The 24699-nt window shown below is 63.8% G+C and carries 15 protein-coding genes, 2 pseudogenes and 3 CRISPR repeat arrays; of the genes and pseudogenes, 8 read left to right on the top strand and 9 right to left on the bottom strand.

The window, feature by feature from the left end:
- Nucleotides 1-163: 163 nt before the first annotated feature.
- On the bottom strand, nucleotides 164-973 hold the full coding sequence (cas6, locus tag RIV14_RS09385) for a CRISPR system precrRNA processing endoribonuclease RAMP protein Cas6 (protein ID WP_075372956.1): 810 nt from the start codon (nucleotides 971-973) through the stop codon (nucleotides 164-166).
- Between the two features lie 2600 nt (nucleotides 974-3573).
- Between cas6 and RIV14_RS13765 the strand changes: the two are divergent.
- The 3 genes and pseudogenes from RIV14_RS13765 to cas2 all read left to right on the top strand — a co-directional run.
- Nucleotides 3574-4287: pseudogene (locus RIV14_RS13765) on the top strand (reverse transcriptase domain-containing protein); the annotation flags it as partial.
- A 179-nt stretch (nucleotides 4288-4466) separates the two neighbouring features.
- A pseudogene (locus RIV14_RS13760) lies at nucleotides 4467-4652 on the top strand (CRISPR-associated endonuclease Cas1); the annotation flags it as partial.
- Nucleotides 4653-4689: 37 nt separating this feature from the next.
- Nucleotides 4690-4959: a CRISPR-associated endonuclease Cas2 gene (gene cas2, locus RIV14_RS13755; protein WP_075373672.1), complete on the top strand. Its 270-nt coding sequence runs from the start codon at nucleotides 4690-4692 to the stop codon at nucleotides 4957-4959.
- Between the two features lie 80 nt (nucleotides 4960-5039).
- On the opposite strand, the gene RIV14_RS09375 is transcribed toward cas2, so the two are convergent.
- The 5 genes from RIV14_RS09375 to RIV14_RS09355 are packed head-to-tail and all read right to left on the bottom strand — an operon-like array spanning nucleotide 5040 to nucleotide 13748.
- Nucleotides 5040-7340: a TIGR03986 family type III CRISPR-associated RAMP protein gene (locus RIV14_RS09375; RefSeq protein WP_075373671.1), complete on the bottom strand. Its 2301-nt coding sequence runs from the start codon at nucleotides 7338-7340 to the stop codon at nucleotides 5040-5042.
- A gap of 1 nt (nucleotide 7341) precedes the next feature.
- On the bottom strand, nucleotides 7342-7911 hold the full coding sequence (locus RIV14_RS09370; RefSeq protein ID WP_075373670.1) for a hypothetical protein: 570 nt from the start codon (nucleotides 7909-7911) through the stop codon (nucleotides 7342-7344).
- Nucleotides 7904-9736: an RAMP superfamily CRISPR-associated protein gene (locus tag RIV14_RS09365; RefSeq protein WP_075373669.1), complete on the bottom strand. Its 1833-nt coding sequence runs from the start codon at nucleotides 9734-9736 to the stop codon at nucleotides 7904-7906. The genes RIV14_RS09370 and RIV14_RS09365 overlap by 8 nt, the downstream gene beginning before the upstream one ends.
- Entirely contained in the window at nucleotides 9733-11655 is a 1923-nt protein-coding gene (locus RIV14_RS09360; RefSeq protein WP_075373668.1) for an RAMP superfamily CRISPR-associated protein, read from the bottom strand. Before RIV14_RS09360 ends, RIV14_RS09365 begins: the two co-directional genes overlap by 4 nt.
- A complete protein-coding gene (locus RIV14_RS09355; protein WP_075373667.1) occupies nucleotides 11652-13748 on the bottom strand; it encodes a Cas10/Cmr2 second palm domain-containing protein in 2097 nt (698 codons plus the stop codon). Before RIV14_RS09355 ends, RIV14_RS09360 begins: the two co-directional genes overlap by 4 nt.
- A 348-nt stretch (nucleotides 13749-14096) precedes the next feature.
- Here RIV14_RS09355 and RIV14_RS09350 point away from each other — a divergent pair, with 348 nt between their 5' ends.
- The 5 genes from RIV14_RS09350 to RIV14_RS09330 all read left to right on the top strand — a co-directional run bounded on the left by RIV14_RS09350 (nucleotide 14097) and on the right by RIV14_RS09330 (nucleotide 20621).
- Nucleotides 14097-16451, top strand: coding sequence for a hypothetical protein (locus RIV14_RS09350; protein ID WP_075373666.1), 2355 nt, complete (start codon nucleotides 14097-14099; stop codon nucleotides 16449-16451).
- A 60-nt stretch (nucleotides 16452-16511) separates the two neighbouring features.
- Nucleotides 16512-17255 (top strand): hypothetical protein, encoded by a 744-nt coding sequence (locus RIV14_RS09345; protein WP_256699395.1) that lies wholly within the window; start codon nucleotides 16512-16514, stop codon nucleotides 17253-17255.
- A 257-nt stretch (nucleotides 17256-17512) separates the two neighbouring features.
- Nucleotides 17513-17916: direct repeats of the CRISPR family, unit length 37 nt; unit sequence GTCAGAAAGCACCCAGCACCAGAAGGTGCATTAAGAC.
- 402 nt (nucleotides 17917-18318) lie between these two features.
- Nucleotides 18319-18786: direct repeats of the CRISPR family, unit length 37 nt; unit sequence GTCAGAAAGCACCCAGCACCAGAAGGTGCATTAAGAC.
- Nucleotides 18787-19407: 621 nt separating this feature from the next.
- On the top strand, nucleotides 19408-19875 hold the full coding sequence (locus tag RIV14_RS09340) for a hypothetical protein (RefSeq protein ID WP_075373396.1): 468 nt from the start codon (nucleotides 19408-19410) through the stop codon (nucleotides 19873-19875).
- Complete coding sequence (locus tag RIV14_RS09335; protein WP_075373397.1) at nucleotides 19865-20470, top strand: DUF6036 family nucleotidyltransferase; 606 nt, start codon at nucleotides 19865-19867, stop codon at nucleotides 20468-20470. Before RIV14_RS09340 ends, RIV14_RS09335 begins: the two co-directional genes overlap by 11 nt.
- A 10-nt stretch (nucleotides 20471-20480) precedes the next feature.
- Nucleotides 20481-20621, top strand: coding sequence for a hypothetical protein (locus RIV14_RS09330; protein ID WP_178387912.1), 141 nt, complete (start codon nucleotides 20481-20483; stop codon nucleotides 20619-20621).
- Between the two features lie 261 nt (nucleotides 20622-20882).
- A CRISPR array of direct repeats spans nucleotides 20883-21286; the repeat unit is 37 nt; unit sequence GTCAGAAAGCACCCAGCACCAGAAGGTGCATTAAGAC.
- A 452-nt stretch (nucleotides 21287-21738) separates the two neighbouring features.
- On the opposite strand, the gene RIV14_RS09325 is transcribed toward RIV14_RS09330, so the two are convergent.
- From RIV14_RS09325 to RIV14_RS09315, 3 genes are all read right to left on the bottom strand, one after another.
- Complete coding sequence (locus RIV14_RS09325; protein ID WP_309325160.1) at nucleotides 21739-22908, bottom strand: hypothetical protein; 1170 nt, start codon at nucleotides 22906-22908, stop codon at nucleotides 21739-21741.
- A gap of 364 nt (nucleotides 22909-23272) precedes the next feature.
- Nucleotides 23273-23827 carry a hypoxanthine phosphoribosyltransferase gene (gene hpt / locus RIV14_RS09320; protein ID WP_075248100.1) on the bottom strand — a complete coding sequence of 185 codons (555 nt, stop codon included), beginning with the start codon at nucleotides 23825-23827 and terminating at the stop codon, nucleotides 23273-23275.
- 113 nt (nucleotides 23828-23940) lie between these two features.
- The coding region (locus RIV14_RS09315; RefSeq protein ID WP_309325159.1) for a zinc-dependent metalloprotease at nucleotides 23941-24699 on the bottom strand (759 nt) is incomplete at its 5' end.

Genomic DNA, 24699 nt, shown 5'->3' with positions numbered 1-24699 from the left:
CAGACGTTAGCGGATAGCACGGCAAAGGTCCCATTGCGCTTGCTCACGTTCGCGCCGGGCGTGGCCGGGAAGATCCGGGGATGCGGGCCGGTTGGAGGCTCGCTGGCCGCGAGGAGACACCGTCGGGCCCGAGGACTGCGGCCCGGAGGTGCGCCCGCGTCCCCTATGGTGCGTCCGCGACGACGTCGATGACGCCCATCCCGTAGGCGCTGTGGGAGCCGACGCTGGTGTAGCGGGCCAGGGCCATGAGCTGGGAGAAGACGGCGGTGATGGAGCCGGCGGCGGGGGCGCTGATGCGCAGGGTGCCGACGCTGGCGGGGATGCGGCGGCTGGAGAGGCGTCCGCGGCGGTCGGCACGCGGCATGCCCAGGCCGACGACGGTGCGGCGGGTGCGGTCCTGGGTGATGAGGACGGAGGTGAGGCGCTCGCGCTCGGGGAGCTCGGGGGCCAGGGGGCGGCACCAGTGGCGCCAGCGCGCGTGGAGGCTGGTGGCCAGGGAGGCGGCGGTGACCTCGGGGACGTGGTGGCCGCGGGAGGTGAAGACGGTGGGGGTGAGCAGGCGGATGTCCCAGGCGGTGGAGGCGGTCTGGGCGGCGAGGTCCTCCCAGTCGGCCTGTTCGAGGACCTGGGCCTCGACGGCGGCGAGCATGATGGTGGTCTCGCCACCGTCGCCGATGGGTAGGACTCCGCCCCAGGCGAGCCAGGCGTCGAGCGTGTCCAGGAGGCGGTCGTCGAGGAATCGCAGCTCGACGCCGAGGCCGTCCGGGGTCTGGGTCATGTCGCCCAGGCAGTAGGGCTTGGGGCCGGGCTGGCCGTGGGGTGGGCGGTGGGCGAGGGCGGGCAGGCGGGCGGCGCGCTCGGGGCTGACGCCTTCGGGGAGGTCGAAAACGCGGCCCCAGGCGGCGTGAAGGCGACGAGGGGTGGCCTCGACCGGGCCGGGCGCATCGAAGCGGACGAATACGGTGGCGGGCACTCGACGAGGCTCCTTTGCGGCGTGATGTGTGGTGGGTGCGGCAGTGGAGGCCGACGGCGGCGCCGGCTGGTGACGGGAGGCCGGCGCAAGGCCGTCTACCTCTTTCTCTCTGGCGACACTACCGGAGGGGAAGCGGCCTGCACGGGGAGTTCGAGAGGTCGACGTTCTTCAGCATCGACGGCCAGGAGGAGGCGGAGAGGGAGAGGCCCGGCGGCGCGCCGGCCGGGCCACGGGAGCACAATGTGTCGACAGTTACAGGCGGGAACGTTGACCTTTTGGCTTGACGTCGTTGGAAGTTGGTGGCTGGAATGGCCTGAGGGGGTGTCGGTGGCGCTTGGCGTCAGGACGCCGAAAGGTGGTTAAATGGGGGCAGTGCTGGCCGGTCCCGCGGGGTGCTTGCGGAGCCGGTGGCGCTCCAGCCCCCGGAAGTGGCGCAACGACGCCGTTCCCAGAGGCAGGGGTCAGAAAGCACCCAGCACCAGAAGGTGCATTAAGACTTGTCATAGCGACGCTTACCAATCATGTAGACCTCGGCAGAAAGCACCCAGCACCACAAGGCGCATTAAGACGAACATGACAACCACTCCTTCAAGTGTTCTTGTGCTGGTCAGAAAGCACCCGGCACCAGAAGGTGCATTAAGACCTGACCTCCGACGCATTCTAGAAGAACATGGCACCCGCCAGAAAGCACCCAGCACCAGAAGGTGCATTAAGACGCTAGCGCGTGTGGCGCTCGACAACCTCCCAAAACTCGTCAGAAAGCACCCAGCACCAGAAGGTACATTAAGACATGATGGGGTGGTAGCCGGCTCGGTGTAGCTGGTCGGTCAGAAAGCACCCAACACCAGAACGTGCATTAAGACTTGTTGCCTGGTCGCTCCATGAACCGGGGTCCGTGGGACCAGAAAGCACCCAGCACTAGAAGGCGCATTAAGACCTGCCTGGCGTTCATCCGCAAATGCTTGGAGGACGAGTCAGAAATCACCCGACACCAGAAGGTGAATCAAGACAGGAGAAAATACCGCCATGACCACCTCGCCCCTTCACATCGGAAAGCACCCAGTACCAAAAGGTGCATTATGACATTGGCTTGTTCGGATCGAGCTTGTAGGCGCTCCGGCCAGAAAGCACCCAACACCAGAAGGTGCATTAAGACAACAAGCGGCCGGCCGTCCCGATGGTGTCCACGAGTCAGAAAGCACCCAGCACCAGAAGGTGCATTAAGACAGGTACTACATGAAGTTCCACTTCTCTCTCCTTGGTCAGAAAGCACCCAGCACCAGAAGGTGCATTAAGACTGTAGGTCTTCCAGCAGGCGTAGGCAAGAGCGCTGGTCAGAAAGCACCCAGCACCAGAAGGTGCATTAAGACGACATTTTGTCTTAATAGTGTAGAGCCCCTGCGGGCGTCAGAAAGCACCCAGCACCAGAAGGTGCATTAAGACCCACACAAGGCTTTGATCCGCTCGATGTGCTTCTGGTCAGAAAGCAGCCAGCACCACAAGGTGCATTAAGACACGAGATTCGCGACGGAAAGCTGGGCCAGAAGTGTCGTCAGAAAGCACCCAGTACCACAAGGCGCATTAAGACAGGATGTCGTCACGGTCCAGACACTGCTTCTTGTAGGTCAGAAAGCCCCAGCACCACAAGGTGCATTAAGACTCGAAGAGCAGGTCCCTGGTCTCCCCATCGAACGTGTCAGAAAGTACCCAGCACCACAAGGTGCATTAAGACTCAAAGTTGAGACCTGCCGTAAGAGTGGACTCAACTGTCAGAAAGCGCCCAGCACCAGAAGGTGCATTAAGACTGATTCACCAGAACGGCCCACAGGTCACTCCCGCCAGGTCAGAAAGCACCCAGCACCAGAAAGTGCATTAAGACGCAACACCGTGACCCTGATGCCCCTTGATCATTGCAGTAGAAGGCACCTCACACACCAGTAAGGTGCATCGAGACCGTCTCCCGTCGGTCGCCTTGCACTCCCCGGCCGGGGGAGCCTGAAGTCCTATCGGACCGGAGACCGGAGCGGATAGTGTCAACAGTCACGTTTGGGAACGTCGACTTTTTGGCTCGACGTCGTCAGAAGTTGGTGGCTGAAGGCACCCGAGGGGGCGTCGGTGGCGCTTGGCGTTAGGACGCCGAAAAGTGGTTAAATAGGGGCGCTGCCGTCCGGCCCCGCGGGGTGCTTGCGGAGCCGGTGGCGTTCCGCCCCCTGGAAGTGGCGCAACGACGCCGTTCCCAGAGGCAGGGGCCCGAAAGCACCCAGCACCAGAAGGTGCATTAAGACGGAGTCGGACCACCCCTGCGACCATCCGGGCGGTTCGGTCAGAAAGCATTAGCACCAGAAGGTGCATTACGACCTTGTGCTCCAGAATGATGCGAGCAAAACCCTCCTGTCAGAAAGCACCCAGCACCACAAGGTGAATTAGAACGTAAATAACATCGATGTGATTCGATAAAGCAAGAGGGTGGAAGCACCAACACCAGAAGGTGCATTAAGACCGGCCGGCGGCCGCGCGTGAGTCGAACGCTATGGACGTCAGAAAGCATCCAGCTCCAGAAGGTGCATGAAGGCATATATCGGCACGTGCCGTGAGATCGCATGCAGATCTTCACCCTTATCCGTCAGCATCTCGACGACTTCCTCACCGAGCTCTCCGAGTCCCTGCGCTCAGGAACCTACGAGCCCGATCCGCTCCTGAGCTTCGGCATCCCCAAAGGCACCTCCGGGGAGGTCCGAACCCTGCACATCCCCTCCATCCGGGACCGGGTCGTCGAGCGCGCGGTCGTCAACACGATCACCCACAGGGCCGACCTCGCCATGTCCCCCTGCTCCTTCGCCTACCGGACGGGTATCGGCACCGACGACGCCGTCGACCACCTCGCCAGGCTGCGGGACGCAGGCTACTGCTACGTCCTGCGCACCGACATCGAGGACTACTTCCCCAACCTCAACATCGAGGACGCCCTGGCCGCCCTCTCCCCCATCGCCGACTGCCCGCGCACCATCGACCTCATCCGGCTCATTGCCCGACCGCGGCGCGCCAGGGGCGAGCGGCGTACCCGTAACCGCGGCATCGCCCAGGGCTCCTGCCTGTCCCCGCTCCTGGCCAACCTGGCCCTGACCGACGTCGACCGGGCCATGGGCGACGCGGGCTACGGCTACGCCCGCTTCGCCGATGACATCGTCATCTGCAGCCCCTATGAACCCGACCTGCTGGAGGCCCTCGAGCTCCTCGACACCCTCCTGACGCCCAGGAGACTCCGACTCAACCAGGAGAAAACCGCCATGATCAGCTTCGATGAGGGCTTCTGCTACCTGGGGACGGACTTCTCCCGCAGCTTCCCGCCCGTCGACCCCCGCCACGACATCAAGGGCCGCCCCGACCCGGACCAGGTGGTCTACGTCGGCCGCGACGGCGCCCGCGTCCACGTCAGCCAGAACCGTCTCATCGTCGACGGCGCCGACGGCCTGCCGCAGACGTCGACGAGCTCATGGGGCTGGAGGGCGCCGCCTCAACGGCATACTTCGGCTGCCTGTCCGGGCTGGTCCCACCGGAGGTCGCCTTCGACGGCCGCAGTCGCCGCCCACCCAAGGACCTGGCCAACGCCGCCCTCTCCTACGCCTACGCGATCCTGTTGGCCGAGTGCACGGGCGCTCTGCTGGCCGCCGGGCTCGAGCCTTCGCTCGGGGTGCTGCACGCCTCCACCGACAAGCATCCCAGCCTCTCCCTGGACCTCAACGCGTCGGGCTCGCCTGGCCGCCGCGCTGGAGGGCTGGGGCTACCGGCTGCAGGAGTCCGTTATCCAGCTGCGGCTGGAGCCCGCCGAGCTCGACGAGATGCGCCAGCAGATCACCGGGACCATCAACCAGACCGACGACGTCATCCACCTCTACCCGCTGTGCGACTCCTGCCTGGCTCACAGCGAGGTCCACGGGACCTCGCCCGCACTCGACGACGCCGGGCTGTACCGAGGGGTATGGTGAGCCGGCAGCACGTCGAGAACGCGCGGCTCACCGGCGTATCCCATCCCGCCCGGCGACGACGACCGTGTCTTGTGCGACGATCAGTGCCGCCGGCCGCGGTGATGAGCCTTGCCATGGTGACCGCCTTGACGCCCTTCGCCATGCTGCCGTCCACCATTGCGGTTGCTCGTTTTTCCATTTCTTTCCGGACGATGAATACTCAAAGGCTTTCTCGCTTGTTCCCCAAACAAATCTCTTGGTGAAATCCCTTTATTTCGCTTTGGCACACCAGTCCGACTATCGGTTATATTGTTTTCCTTATTTTCATCCAGAGTCATGTAACGAACCTCAACCCTATCGGCATAGCCGTAGGCGGCACGTCGCATAGCCCGAACCCAAGGTTCCCTCGCGAGGAACTCTTCCTTCGGAAGCAAGAAATCGGTCGAAGAAACACCCTTGCCATCAAGTCCGTCACAGCTCTCTAGCGACATATAATCATTCGCTAGATCCACACCCGTCTTAGCCTTCAGAGAATTCTCCACCATGCGAACCTCAACAACGCCCAGACCGTAAGGTTTGCCGAGCCCCATGCGCAAGTATCCAACTTTATTTCCACCGGCATCTCGCTCCTCCTCAGGGACGAGATTCTCAGGGGTAAGCACCCACAGCAATGCGGCGAGCTCATCTCGGGAAAGATTCTCGTAGCGAAGAGTGCACTTGAAATCACTTCCCGCTTTAATCCAGGAATTCACCGCCAGCCGAACCGCATCATTACTAGACTCCCCGTCTTTCGAACCCAGCTCCTCTTGATTGCCCTTAGGAAATTCATTCTTACCCAACTGGTTCCGATGAACCGGATAGCAGGCAGCACCCAAGTACTGCCCTTCCCTAAAGTAATCACCACGCCTCAGAGGACCACCGGAGGCGGTAAGCGGAGTCTTCCCCGAACTGTCCGTAAGGAAACGACGCGCGGACGACACTTTTGGAGAAAGCAGAGGAGGAAGCTCTCTCCGGTCCCTGCTGATGACAGCATTGGACGAATCCACCGCACTTATACTGATGCGCCCACGCGACGCAACGTCGCCTCCGACGGCACCCCGCTCAGGACTGGGAACGACATACCCAAACAGCCTGTCCGCTGCTGATGCACGATCCTTATCATCGACAGGGAACACATCCTGTTTCTTCGCCAATTCCGCCGGAGACAAGTCATAGGTTCGCCGCCCCACCATGGTTGGCAGCACTGCCAACACCTTGACATTGCGATTAACTTGCCCCTCAACCGCACCATCATCTAAAGTTTTTGCACTCAACACCACAAATACGGGATCATCCTTCAACAACTGTCCAAGCTTCTCTCGCTCCGAGCCATCAGCCGCCCGATTGAGTAGACTTCGACTTTCCAGCCGTTTACTCATTTCCACATATGAGCGCACAATCTTCTCATATTTTGAGATGACGTCCGGAGGTAGTGCAACGGCAGTCCCCTTTTTCTCTCGCCACCTTCCGTCCTTTCCTTTCTTTGCCTTGAAGAAAAATCTCTCGTATTTTTTGTCCTTATACAGGTCTTCTGCGTATTTATTGCGAGGCGCAGTCCGGCACGGAAATCCATGGGCAGCAAACTCCTCGCCTTCAATTGGAGCCCTGAAGAATCGCTCAAAGCCTCCTTCTTCACCGATATCTTCATTCCAGACATGGGTGACCATTATTTGTTTCCCTGACTTTCCGTACCATTTTGTCAACTTTACATACACCCATTTACCATGCTCGGTTCTATCCCTGAACTCCGACATGACTTCAGCCTCAGTTGGAAGCTCACCAGACTCCCCTGACTTAAGATTGGGGTGACCTTCTAACACAATAGTTCCAGCACCTTTTTCGACTGAATCCCTAAGCAACGCCATCTCGTTTTTATTTCCAGTTCCGTTCAGGATCTCAACCGCCCACCCCTGGATCTCGTCATCATAATATACGACACCCGGGAAGAGGTCGTTGGCCTGTGCGGGATCGACGCGGTACGTAAGGGGCTCATCATGTCCGGCAAACACCCTGAAACGGGAGCAGGTTAGCGTCTCAAATGCGCGAGATATCATCCCTTTGATCATTGTTGGCGGAACTATCGCTTTTCCGTTTACGTCAACAGGAAGAGAGACGCATGGCCTTCCTTGCTTATTGACCTCACGGCTCGATGAGGGCTCAGCACTCTGTTCACCAAACACGAGAGGTGTCTTGACGGTGATTTTCAGATCAACTGATCCTGACCATCTCTCGGCGGCAAGATGATCATGGGCAGGCGCGACATCATCCTCGAAGAGGTCGGAGGAGTAACCTTTTTTCTGAGCTTGTTCTCTCGGTACCGGAATCCGGTTGACGGCGGAGTGGAACGGTTGGAACGCGGTCATGTCAGCCCCACCTTCCGGTCATGAGCTCGTCGGTGAATACGGTGTTTCCGTACGTCTCCTCCACGGTGAAGACCTCGATGCTGTCCATGACGTCGCCTTTCTCTCCGTGCTGGAGGTAGCTGTTGTCCCGAACCCAGCAGTCGCTGCCGCCCGGGAGACCCTCGCGGGACGCGCTGACCACGATCTCTGCGGCCCCACTGCCGTTAAGCCACCGCAGCTCGTGGGCCAGGACGCCGTCCCCGCCGGCGACGTTGCCGCCGTCATCGGTCTTCTTGCCCATCACCCGCCACAGGCGCAGCTCGAAGACCGTGTCCAGGTCGATCTCCTGCTCCCGGGAACCGGTCTGGCCATTCTTCTCGATCAGGGTGGTGAGGCCGGAAGCCCCCGCCCTTCTCACCGAGTAGGCGCCGCTGGTCGTGTAGGCCACGCCGTTCATCTCGCCTCCCAGGTCCTCGGCGCGTTCAAGAACCCGTTGCAGCTCAGCGCCCCCGGGCTGCTCGGCTCCCGCGCCGGGCATGTCCTTCCAAACCGCCTCTCGCAACGGTTCCGGCTCCCACGTCTTCTCAGGCATCCCGCTCCTCCTTGTCCTCAAGCGGCCTCTCGCTGCTGCCCACCAGGTAGGAGGACCATCCCTCCCAGCCGGCTCCGGCTCTCGGATTCCTCTCGATCCCGGAGCTCACGTCCCTGAGCCCCTTCAGAATCCGCCGAGGAAGCGACTCGCCCGTCCCGTCCTCGGAGGCCTTGAGGGACCAGTTCTCGATCCCCAGGCCCTTGCCGCCGGTCACGGCCATGGCCTTGACCTCGACCTGTCCCATGCCCCGTGTGCCGCGGCTCCCCAGTGGGAGCGTCCCGGCGGCCAGTTCGGCGAGCACCAGCCCCAGGAGACAGAAGGCGGCGCGGCTGCGGTCCTCGCCCCGGCTGTCCTTCTGCCCATTCGGTTCCTCCAGGCCCGCCTTCGCGTTGGTCAGCAGCCGGTCGAGGTCGATCTCCAGGACGATGCTGTTCCAGGTGGAGTCGTAGACCTCCTCGCTGTAGAGCAACCCGTCCGCGACGCCGCCGGTCCACCGGTCGCCGGCGTTGTGCGTGACCTTGCGGCTCGGGCCGTCCTCGGCGGCGAGCGTGTCGAGGACCGTCAGCGCGCCACGGTGCGTCGTCGACCCGAACAGGTCCCGCACCAGGCTTGGATCCTGCGCCAGCTGCTCGTGGACGCCGGTGCCTGACCAGTCGGCCCCCGTGCTCGGGTCCTTCTTCGCCAGCAGGATGGTGCGGGCGATCCGCGTCGCCCGGGTCCGCAGCGCGCCGCGGACGGAGCTTCCGGGCAGCACGATCGGGTCGGTCTCCTCCGGGCCGGCGCGCAGGGGGCGGGCCGGCTTCGTCTCCTCAGAGTCCGCGCCCTCCGCCTCTTCCGACAATCCGTCTGCGGCCCCGGCGTCGGCCTCCTCCTGGGAGCCGTCATCCTGGGGCTCGGCCACGAGGATTCCGGTGGGACTGTCCCAGGTGATCTCGATCCGCATCCGGCCGCTGCCCCCGCAGTCCACGGGGGCGACGTCGACCGAGCGCCCGCCGGCGCCGGAGAGCCACTCCTCCAGGCCCGCCCGGCTGCCCGGCTCCGCCTTGGTGAGGGCCCAGGCTCTCTCCGAGTCGCTGAGCGCGACTCTCCCCCACCCGGCGTTCTGCCGGCCGCCGAAGGCGATCCTGCCGTCCTTGATGAGCCCGATGATGAGCGCGAAGAGCTTCTCGACCTGCTCCGGCCCGGGCGGGGCGACATCGCCCTGAGGCACCTCGACGCCGTCGGGCAGCCCGGCCTCCGCGGTGATGGTCAGGGCAAGCTCCTTGCCGCGGGGCAGGTACTCGTGCTCGAACAGCGCGGTGTCGCCGGCCGAGCCCCAGTACCGGTCGATGGCGTTGCCCATCCGGGTCGGGAGCACAATCTTGTGCTCCCCATTCCTCTCATAGCCCTCGGTGGGCAGCTCGACCGTGTGCACGGTGATCGCCGAAGCCCGCAGCGGCGCCGCCGAACCGGCCCCTCGGGTTCCGTCATCGCCCCACAGCTGCCGCAGCTCGCGTTCGGTCGGTCCGACGGCGCCGCCGTGCTCCTCGAGGAATCGCTGGCAGGCGGCTCGCAGGGCGCCCTTGACGGAGCGCCCGGTGAGGACCGGACGACCGTGACCGTCGCGCGCGAATCGCCGGGCGACGGTGGTCCGTCTTGCCTTGGACTTCTTCTTGCCGTCTTCGGTGGCGTCATCGAGTTTCTCGGAATCGCTCGCCGGCGTGGACTCATCGTCGCGAGAGTCGACGGCTCCACGCCGGCGGTCGACCACCTCGTCGATGCCTCCCGAGTGGAGGGGCGCGTCCGTCACCAGGTGGACGGTGAGCTCATAGCGGGTCACGCTCATCGCTGAGCCTCCTTCGATGCCGCAGCGCCATCAGCGGTCGGTGCGAGGTCCTCCCCGTGAAGGCTCCTCAGTGTGAACGTCTCCTTCTCCAGCAGGGGGTGCCCGACGACGAACCGTCCGAAGCCCTGCGCCCGCAGCTCCCCGATACCGACGGCCGCCAGGGCCGCCAGCCTCTCCGGGGCGGTGGTTCTCACCTTGAGGACCGAGCCGGCCTGGATGGCCATGCGGGTGGCCCGGGGCTGGTGGCTCGCCGCAGACCAGGAGTCCACGCGCCGGTGCCTGACCCCGGCGTTGAAGCGCGTCTCGTCCGCCTCGGCGAGCTCGATGGGGGCGCCGGCCCGCGCGAAGGCGGCGAGCAGGTCGGTCAGGCTCCCGCCCGGGCCGAGCCGGGATGAGCGGGCCAGTACGTCGGAGGTGAACCAGATCGTCGTGTCCTCGGCGTCGACCACCTGGGGCGCCGGGCTCGGCGCGAAGGCCGAGAGGGTGCACTCGGTCTCCCCGAAGGTGCCGCTGAGGCGACGCGCCCCGAGGCGGGCCCGGTACCCGGTGCCGGCGAGGGCCTCCAGCTGCTCACCGATCCGCTGGTACAGACGGGTTGAGACCGTCACCGTCGCCTGGAGGCTCAGGCCCGCCGGGAGCGCCCGCACCAGGTAGAGCTGGCCGTCCCTGGCCGCCCCGGTGGCGGCGTCGTGCGCCGTGGACTGCCGCCCGATGAGCGCCGGGGCGCCCTTCGCGCCGGCGGCCGGGAAGACGTATCCATTGCGCAGCGGCTTGTGGACCTCGTTCTCGGGCTCCTCGGCGCACATCCGGTTGCAGACACGCATCTCCTCGTCGCCCTCGCCCTCAGCCGTCTTGGGCTCCTGGCTCTCGGCTCCTTGGCCGACCTTGGGGCTGGAGAACACCAGGGGCATCGGCAGCCCGCGCTCCCCCTGGTAGGAGACGACGCCGTCGGAGACGAGCAGCTCCCCGTTGACGACGGCGTCGCGGACCGCCTGGACGAGGGCCTCCGATGCGCCGGGGGCCTGGGCGACGGTGCGCGTGATGAGCCGGTGCACCCAGGGCAGCAGGACGGTGCCGCGCAGGAAGTCCAGGGAGCGGATCTCGTTGGACATGGGGACCTGGTAGGAGACCACCGGGGTTCGCAGGTCGACCGTCAGGGTCGCCTCGTGGAAGGCGCCGGCGGCGGTGGATGCACGGCTCGTCTGAAGGACCGGGGCGGCCGCAGCGGCCGCGTCCGCCGCGGGAGGCTGCGGTGCGCCGCGCCCTTTCCACCTGCCCAGCTGTGTGCGGCACCAGTCCTTGACGGCCCGGGCGTCACCGGGTTCGTGGTCGGCGTGGATGAGGACGTCGCAGACGCCGTCGCCGGCCGCCCGGTTGGAGCCGATTGCGCGCACCAGCAAGCCCGAGAGGGCCAGGAGGAGCTCGGCGGCGTCGCGCTGCTCGTCGCTCCAGGTCAGGGGGCGTCCGTCCCTATCGACGTCGGACAGGGTGACCTCGCCGCGCAGTCGGCAGGCGCCGGCGCGTTCGAAGATCCTCAGGAAGTCCTCGCGCGCTGTGCCGGTCCTCTCGTCGATGGACAGGGAGATGACCTCGTGGATGAGGTCGGTGGGGTCGGCCGGTGGGTCGATGAGCCTGGCGTCGGAGAAGGTGACGAGTCGCGGCGCCAGGTCGGAGCCGAACAGTGCGGAGGCGAAGGCGCGCCAGGAGCGGCCGGAGCCGTCGTCGAGGGCCTGGGCCGCGAGGAGCGACTGCTCCCGCACGACGCCGGCGAGCACGGTCGCGCGCACGATCGGCAGGCCGCGCTCGTCCTTCTCGACGACGGAGTCCACGCCGCCGGCGACGCCGGTTCCGGTGGTGACGCCCCAGTCGGAGTGGAAGGTGACCGACAGGGGGAAGGAGGTCGGGGATGAGGGGCTCATTCGGTGGCCTCCGATGCTGTGTTGGGGGCCTCCCCCAGGCTGGGGAAGAAGGAGGGCGGGAGGAGGTCGGAGAGCTCCAGGAGGTCGAACATGGCGCCCAGGCCGCCCAGCTCGGTGTCGATCCAGGTGCCGATCTCCTCGCGGGCCGCCTCCCACTCGTTCCAGGCGTTGACGAGCGACGGAGGGACCCAGTCCTCCTTCTTCTCAGACGCCTCGGAACCCGGAATCTCGCGGTCCCCGGCCTCAGCGGTCGGAGCGTCCGTCACGTCGTCGTCACGATGAGCGGCTCGTTCCCGCACCGCGGCGGACAGCAGCCCGCAGATGCGCGCCGCCCGGGTGCGTGGGAACGGTTCGAGGACGGTCTCGTTTCGGCTCTCGTCGGTGCTGCCGAGGGGCACCCCCTTGAACCGGGCGACGCGCTGGCAGGTCGCCTCCCAGGGCTCGTGGCGAAGGTCGTTCGGCGAGGAGTCGGCGGATGTGCTGTGCTCGCCGTCGCCGGAGCCGGCGGTTCTGGAGCCGTCGTCGCGGGTGCTCACGGCCGACGACGTCTCGTCGTTGAGCAGGCGGAAGGGACGGGTGGTGAAGCTCTCGTAGCCGCGTATGGCCTCGTCGGGGTCGAGGACCGTGGTGTCGAACAGGACGTGGTAGTCGAGTGTTGAGCACGGCGGGCACGCCGTCTTGCCGACTTTCTTGGCGCGACCAACCAGTTTCTCGGCCAGCTCGTAGGCGATGTGGAAGGGGAAGTTGCGTTTGACGATGGCGACGCCGGCAGCGGCGGTCATGGGGCCGGTGTCCTGGCCCTCGGGCGGGGTGAGGTAGCACAGGATCGGGTCGTTGCCGGTGGCCTCCTCGTAGTGACGGAGGTAGGCGGCGGCGAAGGGGAGGGCGTAGTCGCCGCTGGTGATGACGGTGACGTCGTCACCACCGAGGATCACCGGGACGACCGGGATGACAGTGTGCCCCCGCCCGGCCCGGTCGTCATCATGTTCGGACAGCTCGTCGATTCGCGTCCATGCTGCGGCGAAGGCGTGCTCGACTGCGTTTTGCAGGCGCTTGTTGACCGCCCGAAGGAAGCGCCGCAACGCGTCGGGGTCATCGCGGTCGCAGCCGACCTTGGCTTTGAACACGCCTGGGGCGACACGGTCCTTCGAGGAGTTGAGCTCCTTCATGATGCCGCCGACGCCGTTGCCGTCGATGTGGATGACAGCGACCTTGGACAGGAAGGCGTAGTCGCCGGAGTCGATGTCTGAGTCAGCGGTGCTGCTGGCGTCCGGGTTGGACTGGATGGCGTGCTCAAGCGGACGGAGCTCCTCTGCTCCCTGCGCGATACTCTCCTCAGGTGACGGCCTGCCCTCATCACCCACCGGCTCGATGCCCTCAACGAAAACCTGGTGGAGCTTCTTGGCCAGCATCGTCGGGTCGCGGGTGAGAAGCGCCTGCTTGTCTGAGAGGTCGGAGCTGCGATCGACCCCCTTGTCCAGGAGATCGAGCCGTGCCTGGTACGCCCCGTAGCGCCGGACGCGCGAGGCCAGCGACAGCGCGTCCTGGCGATCATCCTTGGCCTCGTCCCAGGTGGCCAGCGGCGGGGAGGCGGGCAGGGAGGAGTCCTTGGCCCGGCTGAGGAACGGAAGCTGGGAGAAGCGCGCCTCGGCGGGCGGGCGTTGGAGGGCGTAGCGGGCTGCTTCCGCGTGGATCTCCTTGAGTGCGCTCTCGGTGACGTAGACGGGACCGGACTGCCGATCGGAAGGAGTGGGCAGGGAGATGAAGACGCCGGAGACGTCCATGCCCGGCGCCTTGGCGAGAGCCGTACGCGTCACGGCGCCGATGACGTCCTTGGCCTGTTGGGCTGAATCCACCAGGAAGATGACCTTGCCGGAGGACGTGGAGACCCACTGGGACTCGTGCGGTTCTCGGCCGTCGGGCAGTCCGCGAGCCGCGCACCAGGCTGCGGCCGCGCCCTTAGCGAGAAGCTCCTGCGCAGTCCATTGCTCGAGCTTGGTCAGCAGGGAGGACGCTCCGACGCTGTCCCGCAGCCGCGGCGAGGAGAAGATGAAGCGCTGATTCCCGTTGGTTTCAAGCATGACAAGGTGCATCGTCAACTCCGTTCGTACGGTGGCGCGGCTGTGGGCCCCGGGATAGTCTTACCAGACATCCGGTTGGCGTGGCGAGCGTTCACCCAGAACAATGACGTCCTTGACAAACATTGCCATGCGGGTTTATGGTCGCCGGTTTTCCCCGCTACCCCAACAACACGCAACAACATCCAACCTTGTAAAAACTCTGCGCACCTGCCGCGGGTGTGGCACTGTTACGGGGCAGGCGACCGCCTCTCAACCAGCCCGCCGAGTAAACAGTCAGGCTGCAGCAGAGTATGCCGACGCGAGCCTCATTTCCAGCACCTCAAGGGTGCGCCCGCACCATTCAAAGGAGAAGAGTCAATCATGCTGCTTGTTCATATCGCAGGTACAGCAGATCTTGGGATCCCATTAAAGAAGGGGAATCGCAAGCGCGCCCAAGAAGATATTGAGGATGACTTGGCGTCTCGCCTGGCCGAGCTTAACTCCCAAAGAACTTCCTCCGGCATCGCATCCCGGCTTCTGGAACTGAGCTTCGACCACCAGATAGACATCGACACCGACGAAGAAGACGCTTCGACACCCCCCGGCAGCGCACTGAAGAAAGAGATACGAGCCCTGTCGAGACTTGCAACCAAAGACGTCAGCCAGGCAGATATTCTTATCATCGGCGCCGAAGGGGGACGCACCCCCACAGACCAGCTCGCACGCTCTCTCGCTCATCAGCTCAGCGAGATTTCTGACGACATATCGGCTTTAGCCGGAGTGGATGACATCCACATCGAATCCTGCATTTTACCAGACCTTACGGTTAACCAGGCGAGCACCGAGCTACTGGAACATACAATAGGTTTACATAACGGGCACATTCTTCTGCCCATTGGGAGTGGGGCAAGTAAAATATTCTCAGAAGCTGCCGGTGTCGCTGCATCCACGCACCCGGATGGCTGGTCTCTTGTCCTGATTGACCGCACAGCAGATGACCCCGACGCACAGGACGCACCACCACTCATCGACATGTCAGTCCGCGCCGACCCAGCCAGGGGATGGCTCATGGGACTCGGACTACCGACGATTCTGAAGATGTCATCTCCCACTCCAGACGAAGAGGTCAATATAGCCGCCGAATCGGTTGAAAGGGTCATGGGAGAATCGAACACCTCGCCCACCCCTCACGATTTCGCTCAGATAGTTTTGGCGGACGTCTCGCGAGGTGACCTTGCAGCCGGTATGGCCGTTCGGTCCTGGATCATTGCTGAGTACCGACGGCGTTTACAGGAGTACAACGACTCCAACGGTCTTAACATCTCCGACGTATCACTCGCAAGCAAAGGGAGACCTTTGACGGTAGGGGAATCCATAAGAAAGGCGAAAAGAAATCCTTGCCCGCCAAATGACTGGCTTGCCGCACAGTCCGACCTCAACGACCTCGGCGTTGACGCAACTCATCATTTCGGCACGCCGAGTTCAGCAACCGACCCAAGCCAATTTTTGGACATCGTCCGGCACGCACTAGGAGAACCACCATCCTGGTTAAGCTGGCCATCGGAACAAGTGTGCTTCCTTACAACCAAGGGGCTTGATGGGCGTCTTCCGCTCATCGACTCACTTCTTCTTCAGCCTCCCGCAGAGATTATCAGTAGATCCTGCTCTGTTCCCCCACCCCTGCAGGTCAACACCTTTATTGCATGCTCTGAGAAGTCCTGGACCGCCGGGCATGACGTAGCCGAAGACATCAGAAACGATAGACTGGATCGCCTCCCTTCCTGGGAACCGACAGGAAATGGCGTAACAATTGTTGTCAACTATGGCCCCTCCACAACCGACAACGGAGCTCAATCCCATGAGATTGAAGCGACGATGCGAGATCTTAAAGCAGAGGCTATCAGTTGGATTGCCCGGCTGCCGAAATCCCCTCGCGCCATTATTGTGACGAACCTTGGAGAAAAACCCATCTTCATCACACTCCTTCAGGCCGCACAGGAGTTTGGTTCGGCACACGGAATTCCGGTGTTCTTGGCGTCCAAGGAAGATAACAGCGCGTCCTTGCAGTTCCACCAGCTCGGGCTTGACAAGGACACCCGCCAGGCCCTCCTGGACGCAACTGAGTATTGCCTGAACCGCTTCGATCTTTTGTCTGCCAGCAGGCTTCTTGCCTTGGGCAGCCCCGAGATGGGCAAGTTATCCAACACTGCTACTGAACTAGCAAACCAACTTGTCGAGGCCGTCAATGCCGCCGATCTTGACAGCTTCGCGGGCACCGTTCTGGGAGCAATGGAGGCAGCTTCAAACTTGATCGCAGGTCTTCCTTCTGACGCTCAGGCGCGCATCATCACCATCATCGCAGAACTCGTGAACATTCCAGATCGCAATCGCCCCAAGGGCTTCATCCAGCCTCGCGTCATGGCGAACAACAAGAACGATTCCGGAAAAACGGATCTCAAGGCAGAATCTGCCGCACACCTTCTAGGTCTCCTTGTAAGGGCGCGTAACAAGCTCCCGATTACTCATGGCAATCAGTCGCTTGCGGAGATCATGCCGACTGTCCTTGAGAACTACCAGCAGCGCGATACCTGCACGTACCCAGCCCTCCTCCGTTTCGCCATTAACGCGGTCGAGGCCGAGCACAATGTGTCGGCCGGGGATTGGGGCCGTCGGTTCCATTCACTGCGGGGCCAGGTGAAGGCGCTGGGGAAGACTGGCGACGGGGAGAAGCCGTGACCGGTACCGGTCCCCAGTGCGGCTGCGACCCACCGTAGAGCCTCGTCAATCTCACGCCGCATGACGTTGTCCTCGACCTCGGAGCAGGGAGAGGGCTCGATCTGGCAGCTCCACCGGCTCTCGCAGACCTGGGTGGCCTACGCAGGGTCCCATGGGTGCTCCTTCTGTCAGGTTCAGCAGGGAGGGTTCTTCCCGCTGGCCCAGGTTGAGGGGCGTTTCATCGAGGCGATTCTGCTCATGCTGCTTCAGCGCTTCCGGGCCTCCTCGCTCATGGCTCGTCTGGCCGACGTTCAGCCGCGTGCTGCGGATGAGGTGGATCGTGTCATCGAGCTCGACTCGGAGGCGGTCGGGTTCGTCGTCTCCGAGCAGTGGACCATGATGACCGACGCCGACAGACAGCTCGACGCCTTCCTGACCTACCTGCTGGACACTTACCGGATTCCTCTGCTGGTTGAGGAGGCCAGAGATCAGGCGCACAGGCTCCGCGAGAACGTACTGATGCGCATCGGCCGCGCCGACCAGAAGGCCGAGGAGGAGCGCGCCCGCTCCACGCGAGTCATGGAGATCGCCTTGGCGGTCCTGACCTTCATAGGCCTGCCGCTGAGCGTGTTCCTGGAGATCTGGTCCAACTGGGAGGCCGCCAAGGGTATCGCGGTCCGGCACCAGAGCATCGGCGGCTGGGACGCGGGATGGGGGTGGATTCTTGGCTTCGGTCTTATCGGGTCGGTCCTCATCGGCGGTGGGATCTGGCTGATTGTTGACAAGGTGGGCGGCCGGGTGGCTCGGCGTGGGAAACGCTCCTGACGCCGAGTCCAGAGCCCGGTTCCACCTCCACCACACCAGGACGTGTCCGCAGTCACAGACGGGAACGTCGACCTTTTGGCTTGACGTCGTTGGAAGCTGGTGGCTGAAGGTGCCCGAGGGGGCGTCGGTGGCGCTTGGCGCCAGGACGCCGAAAAGTGGTTAAATAGGGGCCGTGCCGGCCGGTCCCGCGGGGTGCCTGCGGAGCCGGTGGCGCCCCCCCCGGAAACGGCGCAACGACGCCGCTCCCAGAGGCAGGGGTCAGAAAGCACCCAGCACCAGAAGGTGCATTAAGACTAGAACATTCATGAGGTCTCACGTCCCAGTCACACGTCAGAAAGCACCCAGCACCAGAAGGTGCATTAAGACCGCTCGACCTCCACCGAGCCAGGCGCCGTAAACCCGTCAGAGAGCCCCCAGCACCAGAAGGTGCATTAAGACGAAGGTCCTGAGTGTGTCGAAGCCGATCCAGCCGTCATGTCAGAAAGTACCCAGTACCAGAAGGTGCATTAAGACTCACTCTCAAACTGTGAGAACTGGAGCGGCACGTCGGTCAGAAAGTACCCAGCACCAGAAGGTGCATTAAGACTGGTACACCCACCCAGGCAGCTACAGCAACCAGCCAAAGTCAGAAAGCATCCAGCACCAGAAGATGCATTAAGACTGAGGTATTCACCTCCTCTCCTCCGAAGTTTCGGCGTCAGAAAGCACCCAGCACCAGAAAGCCTATTGACGGAACTTACAGTCCATCTTCATCTCCTTAACGAGCTGGACGGCCAGGCGGCTCGGCGGAGGAAACGCTCCTGACGCTGAGTCCAGAGCCCGGTTCCACCTCCACCACACCAGGATGTGCCCGCAGTCACAGGCGGGAACGTTGACCTTTTGGCTTGACGTCGTTGGAAGTTGGTGGCTGGAATGGCCTGAGGGGGTGTCGGTGGCGCTTGGCGTCAGGACGCCGAAAGGTGGTTAAATGGGGGCAGTGCTGGCCGGTCCCGCGGGGTGCTTGCGGAGCCGGTGGCGCTCCAGCCCCTGGAAGTGGCGCAACGACGCCGTTCCCAGAGGCAGGGGTCAGAAAGCACCCAGCACCAGAAGGTGCATTAAGACCTTGGAATTGATCGTGCTCATCTATCTCACCTCCTCGTCAGAAAGCACCCAGCACCAGAAGGTGCATTAAGACTGAGAACCTCGCGCCTATATGCCCTAACGCGTCAGAAAGCACCCAGCACCAGAAGGTGCATTAAGACTGGTAACGAGAATCTCATATTCGGCAACGGTGCGGGGTCAGAAAGCACCCAGCACCAGAAGGTGCATTAAGACCCAGTAGTCGACCTCCTTCTTTCCGTTGACGACCTGGTCAGAAAGCACCCAGCACCAGAAGGTGCATTAAGACGAACCTCCGAGCGACACCCGAGTGGACCCCAATCAGTCAGAAAGCACCCAGCACCAGAAGGTGCATTAAGACCGTTGTTCCTTCTTTGCATGGTATCTCCTTCCATGGTCAGAAAGCACCCAGCACCAGAAGGTGCATTAGACCATTTATCCACGCCTCGGTGGCCCTGAGGTACTCCAACCAGAAAGCCCCCAGCACCAGAAGTGCCTATTTACGGGGCTTGCCGTGAGGTGGTTGCCAACAGCGCCAGAAAACGGCCAGTCCAACCGCCAGTCCCTTGAACAGGCCCTCCAAGCCGACCCGAACCACCCCACCACCACGGGCGCCGTCCTCCTCGACGACCACCAAGGCCTCCACCCCAGGTGGATTCGTGCCAGGTGAGCTCGCAGGATTCCAGCAAACATCACGCAGTCGAAACGCCTACAGCGCAGGGAACGGCCAGCAGACGCAAAGCCAGGCGGCCGCGCCAAGGAGCCCAGCCGCCCGCTCGTCACCCACTCACGGGACACAGTCAACGCGTCGGCAGACCAACATCCATGTCCCACACCAGCATTGCTTCAGCGGCGACGCAGAGGCAGGGCCATGACGCCACCGAAAGAACAGTTGCCAACGCCAGCCTTTAACTTATAACTTAAGTACGTGACTACGATTCAGGAGGCCCGGCGCAGCCTAGGCGTTGCGCAGAGTGAGCTAGCACAACGCCTAGGGGTTTCTGCCGCCTCCGTATCTCAGACCGAGACACGAGAAGCGCGAGGCGACATTACGTTGCGCACGCGCGCCCGCTATCTCAGCGCGCTGGGCTTGGAGGATCTCGGGATCGTGGCCCCACACATCCCCGACAACACAACGCCCCTCCCCGACCTCGACCCCGGTATCACCAGCATCACTCCGGACAGCGCTGCGGCCTCCAGCCGCTCACGACGCCGCAGCCTCATGCTCCACCGACTGGTCGATGCATCCATCAACTGGTCGGAGACGTCATCCTGGCACCCACAAGTTGTCACCGGAATCGCACGCAATGAACACTCGGTTCAAGGGACGCTGCACCGGTCGGCTCTCGAACGCTGGAAGTCATGGATAGAGTCAGGCGACATCGAAACGATGCGTGAACGCATGTGCGCCGAAGACGAGGACGCCTGCCTGCTCCGAGACGTCTCCCCCATGGCGGGATTTCTCAGCGCACCCCAACGCCAGGCCGTCATCTACTGGGAGAGGAAGCACTATGCAGCGTGAGCAGTTCTACCACGCCATTCGTACAGCCTGCACAATCATCAACAGAAGCGAGGTGACCGTCCTCGGCTCACAGTCCATCCTCGCCTCCTTCTCCGAGGACGAACTGCCCGAACGCGCCACACTATCTCGCGAGATCGACATTCTTCCCATCGACGACAACCCTGAAACCGTCAAAGAACTGGCGGATCTCATTGAGGGAGTCGCTGGCGAGCTTTCTCCTTTCGAGCAACTTCACGGCTTCGCAATCGACGGCGTCGACGATTCCACCGCGATCCTCTCTTCCGGATGGAGAGACCGCCTCATAGCTGTTTCAGGACCTGCAACTTCTCTTCCCGGAAGCACACTAAGTAACACAGGCTATTGCCTGTCACCAGAAGATCTGTGCGTCGCAAAATTGTGTGCCAACCGCGACAAGGACAGAGAATTTGTCGGCGCATTGCTGGACGCCGCAATCGTCAATCCTTATGACGTCATGAACCTTCTCGAACTCCTCGACGAGCAGCACGAAGAAGCCAAGGCACGAGCACAGTCCTTTCTTCATCACTGGAAAGACAGTAAAACATCAAGGTCCAGACCAACCGCAGGCTGCGGATGAGGTGGATCGTGTGATCGAGCTCGACTCGGAGGCGGTCGGGTCCATCGTCTCCGAGCAGTGGACCATGATGACCGACGCCGACAGACAGCTCGAGGCCTTCCTGACCCACTTGCTGGACGGCCAGGCGGCTCGGCGTGGGAAACGCTCCTGACGCCGAGTCCAGAGCCCTGCTCCATCTCCACCACAGCAGGTTGTGGCCACAGTCACAGGCGGGAACGTCGACCTTTTGGCTTGACGTCGTTGGAAACTGGTGGCTGAAGGTGTCTGAGGGAGCGTCGGTGGCGCTTGGCGTCAGGACGCCGAAAAGTGGTTAAATAGGGGCGGTGCCGGCCGGTCCCGCGGGGTACTTGCGGAGCCGGTGGCGCTCCACCCCCTGGAAATGGCGCAACGACGCCGTTCCCAGAGGCAGGGGGTCAGAAAGCACCCCGCACCAGAAGGTGCATTAAGACACGCTTCGTCTCCCAGCGTCGTTGTTCATGATGGTCGTCAGAAAGCACCCCGCACCAGAAGGTGCATTAAGACTTAGCCTCCCTCATGTAGGAGGACCACACGATGATTGTCAGAAAGCACCCCGCACCAGAAGGTGCATTAAGACAGTCTCAAGCGTGCCTGACACAGACATCAGATCGTGACGTCAGAAAGCACCCAGCACCAGAAGGTGCATTAAGACCTTTCTGGCTTCTTCGCGCATGGAACGGCTGTCCCATGTCAGAAAGCACCCAGCACCAGAAGGTGCATTAAGACATCAGTGCGACCCGCGGATCCGGAACCAGGAACCTGTCAGAAAGCACCCAGCACCAGAAGGTGCATTAAGACGTCACGTAGTCCAGCACTTTCTCCCCGTTGTCGTGTCAGAAAACACCCAGCACCAGAAGCGCCTATTCACGGGGCTTACCGTGCGGTGGTTGCCAACAGCGCCGGAAAACGGCCAGTCCGACCGTCAGTCCCTTGAACAGGCTCTCCGAGTCACCCCGAACCACCCCGCCACCACGGACGCCGTCCTCCTCGACGACAACCAAGACCTCCACCCCAGGTGGATTCGTGACAGGTGAGCTCGCGCGATTCCACGAAACGTCACGCAGCCGAAACGCCTCTACCGCAGGAGCCGGCCAAGCAGACGCAAACAAAAGCGAGCGGCCCCGAGAAACTCGGCATCCGCCCACTCGCCGCTCATTCCTCGCCCGCCCACGAGCGGGCAGACAGTCATGCGACCAGGCGGCCGGGCCGACAACAGCCCAGCCAAGCCCGCCCCGCGCGCCGCCCCCGCTTCAGACGCGGCGCAGACGCAGGATGACGAGGCCGCCGGACAGCAGGATCGCCGCCACGGACAGCACACCGATCGCCACACCCGTCACCGGCAGCCACCGCTCCCGGACACTCTGGGCGGAAGGCCGCTCAGCGGCGCTCGTGAGCCCCTTCGCGTCCTGGCTGCTACCAGCACCCACCACGACCTCGTTGTGGTCACCGTCCCCGGCCCCACCCGCGGACTGCGCGCCGGAACTTGCGCCATCCGGCACCGAGCCGCCATTGGAGGACGGGGCCCCCGCAGCCGGGCCCTGCTGAGCCCTCTGCTGAGGCGAGGCCGACGCCGAGGCTGCCGGGGCCGGCGTCGCAGCGCCACCCCCGGCACCCGCACCGCCACCGGCACGCTGCTGATCCGCAGGCGCGGCCGCGCCATCAGCAGGAGCGGGCCACTGCGGGCGCGCCACCAAAGCCACCTCAGCCATCATCTGCGCATCCAGGGTTTGCGCCTGGGCGGTGCCCGTCGAGGCCCGCACAACCTGGTTGTTGCCGACATAGATGCCGACGTCGTAGACGTTCCCGAACACCGTGGACTGGGCGGGAGCCGAGCCGGAACCACCCTGCCCCCCGGACAGGGGGTTGGAGAAGAAGACAATGTCCCCGGGGCTGATCGAGCCGTCCGTGTTCAGCCACAGACGCCCCTGGGAGTGGAACCAGCCGGCCAGGTCGTCCGGCTTCCAGCTCCCGGAAAGGTCCTGCCCGACGTCGGCCCGGTAGCCGACCTGGGTGTTCTGGTCCGCCGCATACGTCGTGTGCGAGTAGTCCCAGCCGGAGAGCACCATGCCCACCAGGGCCGAGGACGTGATCGCGTACGGGGCAGGGCCACTGGCACGCGCATTCGCCCCCGACAGCGGCGTAGGACGCGACGCATCCGACACCAAGGACCCCCCGGCGTTGACGAAGGACTGGGTCCGGGCCACCACGTCATTAGCGGCGGCACCATCCGGGCCGGCGGCCGCAGAGGCGGGGAGCCCCTGCGGCACGGCCCACTGGCCATCAGCCAGCATGACCGAGACGGCGCCCAACGCGCCCCCGGGACTGACACCCTCCACGTTGTAGGTCAGGCCGCCACCATCACCGGGCGCCTCGTCACCGAGAGTCGTCAGAGTGCCCGAAGCACCGCTGACCTGCGCCATCTCAGCAACCGTATTAAACGTGTTGACGGAGGTCGGCTCCGCGGACACCGGAGCCATCATGGGGATGCTCAGCGAGGACGACAGCACCACCGCACCGGCGAGACCAACCAGCCTCGGAGCGCGTCGACGCACAGCCTTCTTCACTGTTACCAACAGTCCTTCCACGTCACCCGCCGGGAGGGGCATCCACCGGCGACCTGCACTTGTTATCTTAACGTAACGTACGCGACTCCGACCACCTTGAAAAGGGGGCACATCGCAGTTCGCGGGCCCCTTGACCGCCGCCCGACGACGGCGCCCAGGTGCCACATCCCGTTATTTTTCCGTCTTACCCTCAGGTTGCGTCAAGGTTGACCTGGATCAGTCAACCCCCGTAGACCTCAGGGCGCAGCGTACCGATGAACGGCAGGTTGCGGTACCGCTCGGCGTAGTCCAGCCCATAGCCGACGACGAACTCCGTAGGAATATCGAAGCCGACGTACTTGACGTCCACCTCAACCTTGGCGGCGTCGGGCTTGCGCAGCAGCGTGGCGATCTCCACCGAGGCCGCGCCGCGGGAAGACAGGTTGCCCAGCAGCCAGGACAGGGTCAGCCCGGAGTCGATGACGTCCTCAATGATGAGGATGTGACGGTCGGTGACGTCGGTGTCCAGGTCCTTGAGGATGCGCACCACGCCGGAGGACTTGGTGCCCGAGCCGTAGGAGGACACCGCCATCCAGTCCATCGGGGCACTCATGTGCAGCCGGCGTGACAAGTCCGCCATGACGTAGACGGCCCCCTTGAGCACGCCCACGAGCAGAGGGTCGCGACCGGCGTAGTCCGCGTCGATCTGCGCGGCCATCTCATCGAGGCGCTGCCCGATCTGCTCCTCGGTGATGAGAACCTGCTGAAGGTCCGATCCCATGTCCGTGGCGTCCATACGCCCTGCCTTCCTCATGTGTCGTCATAACTGCGCGGGCCCACCGGGGCCGGGGAGGCCACCGGTCCGCGCCGACGCCATAAGCCTGCCACAACGGGCCGCGACCTGGCACTTCAGCTGATGCGACGCACCCACACGTCGGGGCGGGCGAGCTCAGCCGGCGTGGGCAGCAGCTCGGGATCAGCCCACACGGCGTTGAGCCCCTCGTGCCCGATACGGGTCACGACGCTGCGCACGAAGGCGGCGCCGTCGGCGTACTGGGCCTCCTTGGCCTCCAGGCCCATGAGCCGGTGCAGCAGGAGCGAGCCCAGTCCGGGGCCGGGGCCGATGCCGCCGTCGGCCGCGCGGCTGCGCGAGAGCACGGCCCGAAGCCGGTGGACCGACGGCATCCGGTTGGGGTGCACGTCATCGAGGACCACCTCGGCGTGCCCCTCCAGGAAGGTCAGCGCGGCCGCCAGGGAGGCGACCTCGGCGCGATCCGTGACGTTCATCAAACCCTCGAGCACCCGCCCTCGGCCCGCGCGCGCCGCAAGGCGCACCGCCCGGCCTCGCCGTGGCCGACTCCCCCGTCCTCGCGAGCTCTCGCCCCCAGCGCCGTCGGCACCCCCGTACACGGCCTCGACGACGGCGCCGATCACCATGCGCATGGAGTCCGACAGGTAGGGGCCGAGCCAGGGCGCGGCGGCCAGCTGGACGGCGTGGGTCATCTCGTGCAGGCAGACCCAGGCGGGCAGGTCGAGCATGTCCAGGTCCATCTGGCGGCGCACCGCCAGCACGTTGGGGGCCACGAGCAGGAGGTGCGGCGACGCCGCCCCGTCCCAGCCTGCGCCTGTCGTCACGTCACGGGCCGGCGCGGTGGCGGGCGCCGCGAC

Origin of the sequence: Actinomyces acetigenes, assembly GCF_031296635.1 — a bacterium.
GTDB classification, from domain to species: Bacteria; Actinomycetota; Actinomycetes; order Actinomycetales; family Actinomycetaceae; genus Actinomyces; species Actinomyces acetigenes.
Note: the sequence above shows the minus strand (reverse complement) of the source record. Positions and strands in the feature narration are given on the sequence as shown.

What these genes read in the sequence shown, in the direction of transcription:
- RIV14_RS09375 (WP_075373671.1), bottom strand. Translation starts at nt 7,340, where the DNA reads ATGACCGCGTTCCAACCGTTCCACTCCGCCGTCAACCGGATTCCGGTA.
- RIV14_RS09370 (WP_075373670.1), bottom strand. Translation starts at nt 7,911, where the DNA reads ATGCCTGAGAAGACGTGGGAGCCGGAACCGTTGCGAGAGGCGGTTTGG.
- RIV14_RS09365 (WP_075373669.1), bottom strand. Translation starts at nt 9,736, where the DNA reads ATGAGCGTGACCCGCTATGAGCTCACCGTCCACCTGGTGACGGACGCG.
- RIV14_RS09360 (WP_075373668.1), bottom strand. Translation starts at nt 11,655, where the DNA reads ATGAGCCCCTCATCCCCGACCTCCTTCCCCCTGTCGGTCACCTTCCAC.
- RIV14_RS09355 (WP_075373667.1), bottom strand. Translation starts at nt 13,748, where the DNA reads ATGCACCTTGTCATGCTTGAAACCAACGGGAATCAGCGCTTCATCTTC.
- RIV14_RS09350 (WP_075373666.1), top strand. Translation starts at nt 14,097, where the DNA reads ATGCTGCTTGTTCATATCGCAGGTACAGCAGATCTTGGGATCCCATTA.
- RIV14_RS09345 (WP_256699395.1), top strand. Translation starts at nt 16,512, where the DNA reads ATGACGTTGTCCTCGACCTCGGAGCAGGGAGAGGGCTCGATCTGGCAG.
- RIV14_RS09335 (WP_075373397.1), top strand. Translation starts at nt 19,865, where the DNA reads ATGCAGCGTGAGCAGTTCTACCACGCCATTCGTACAGCCTGCACAATC.
- RIV14_RS09325 (WP_309325160.1), bottom strand. Translation starts at nt 22,908, where the DNA reads ATGGCGCAGGTCAGCGGTGCTTCGGGCACTCTGACGACTCTCGGTGAC.
- hpt (WP_075248100.1), bottom strand. Translation starts at nt 23,827, where the DNA reads ATGGACGCCACGGACATGGGATCGGACCTTCAGCAGGTTCTCATCACC.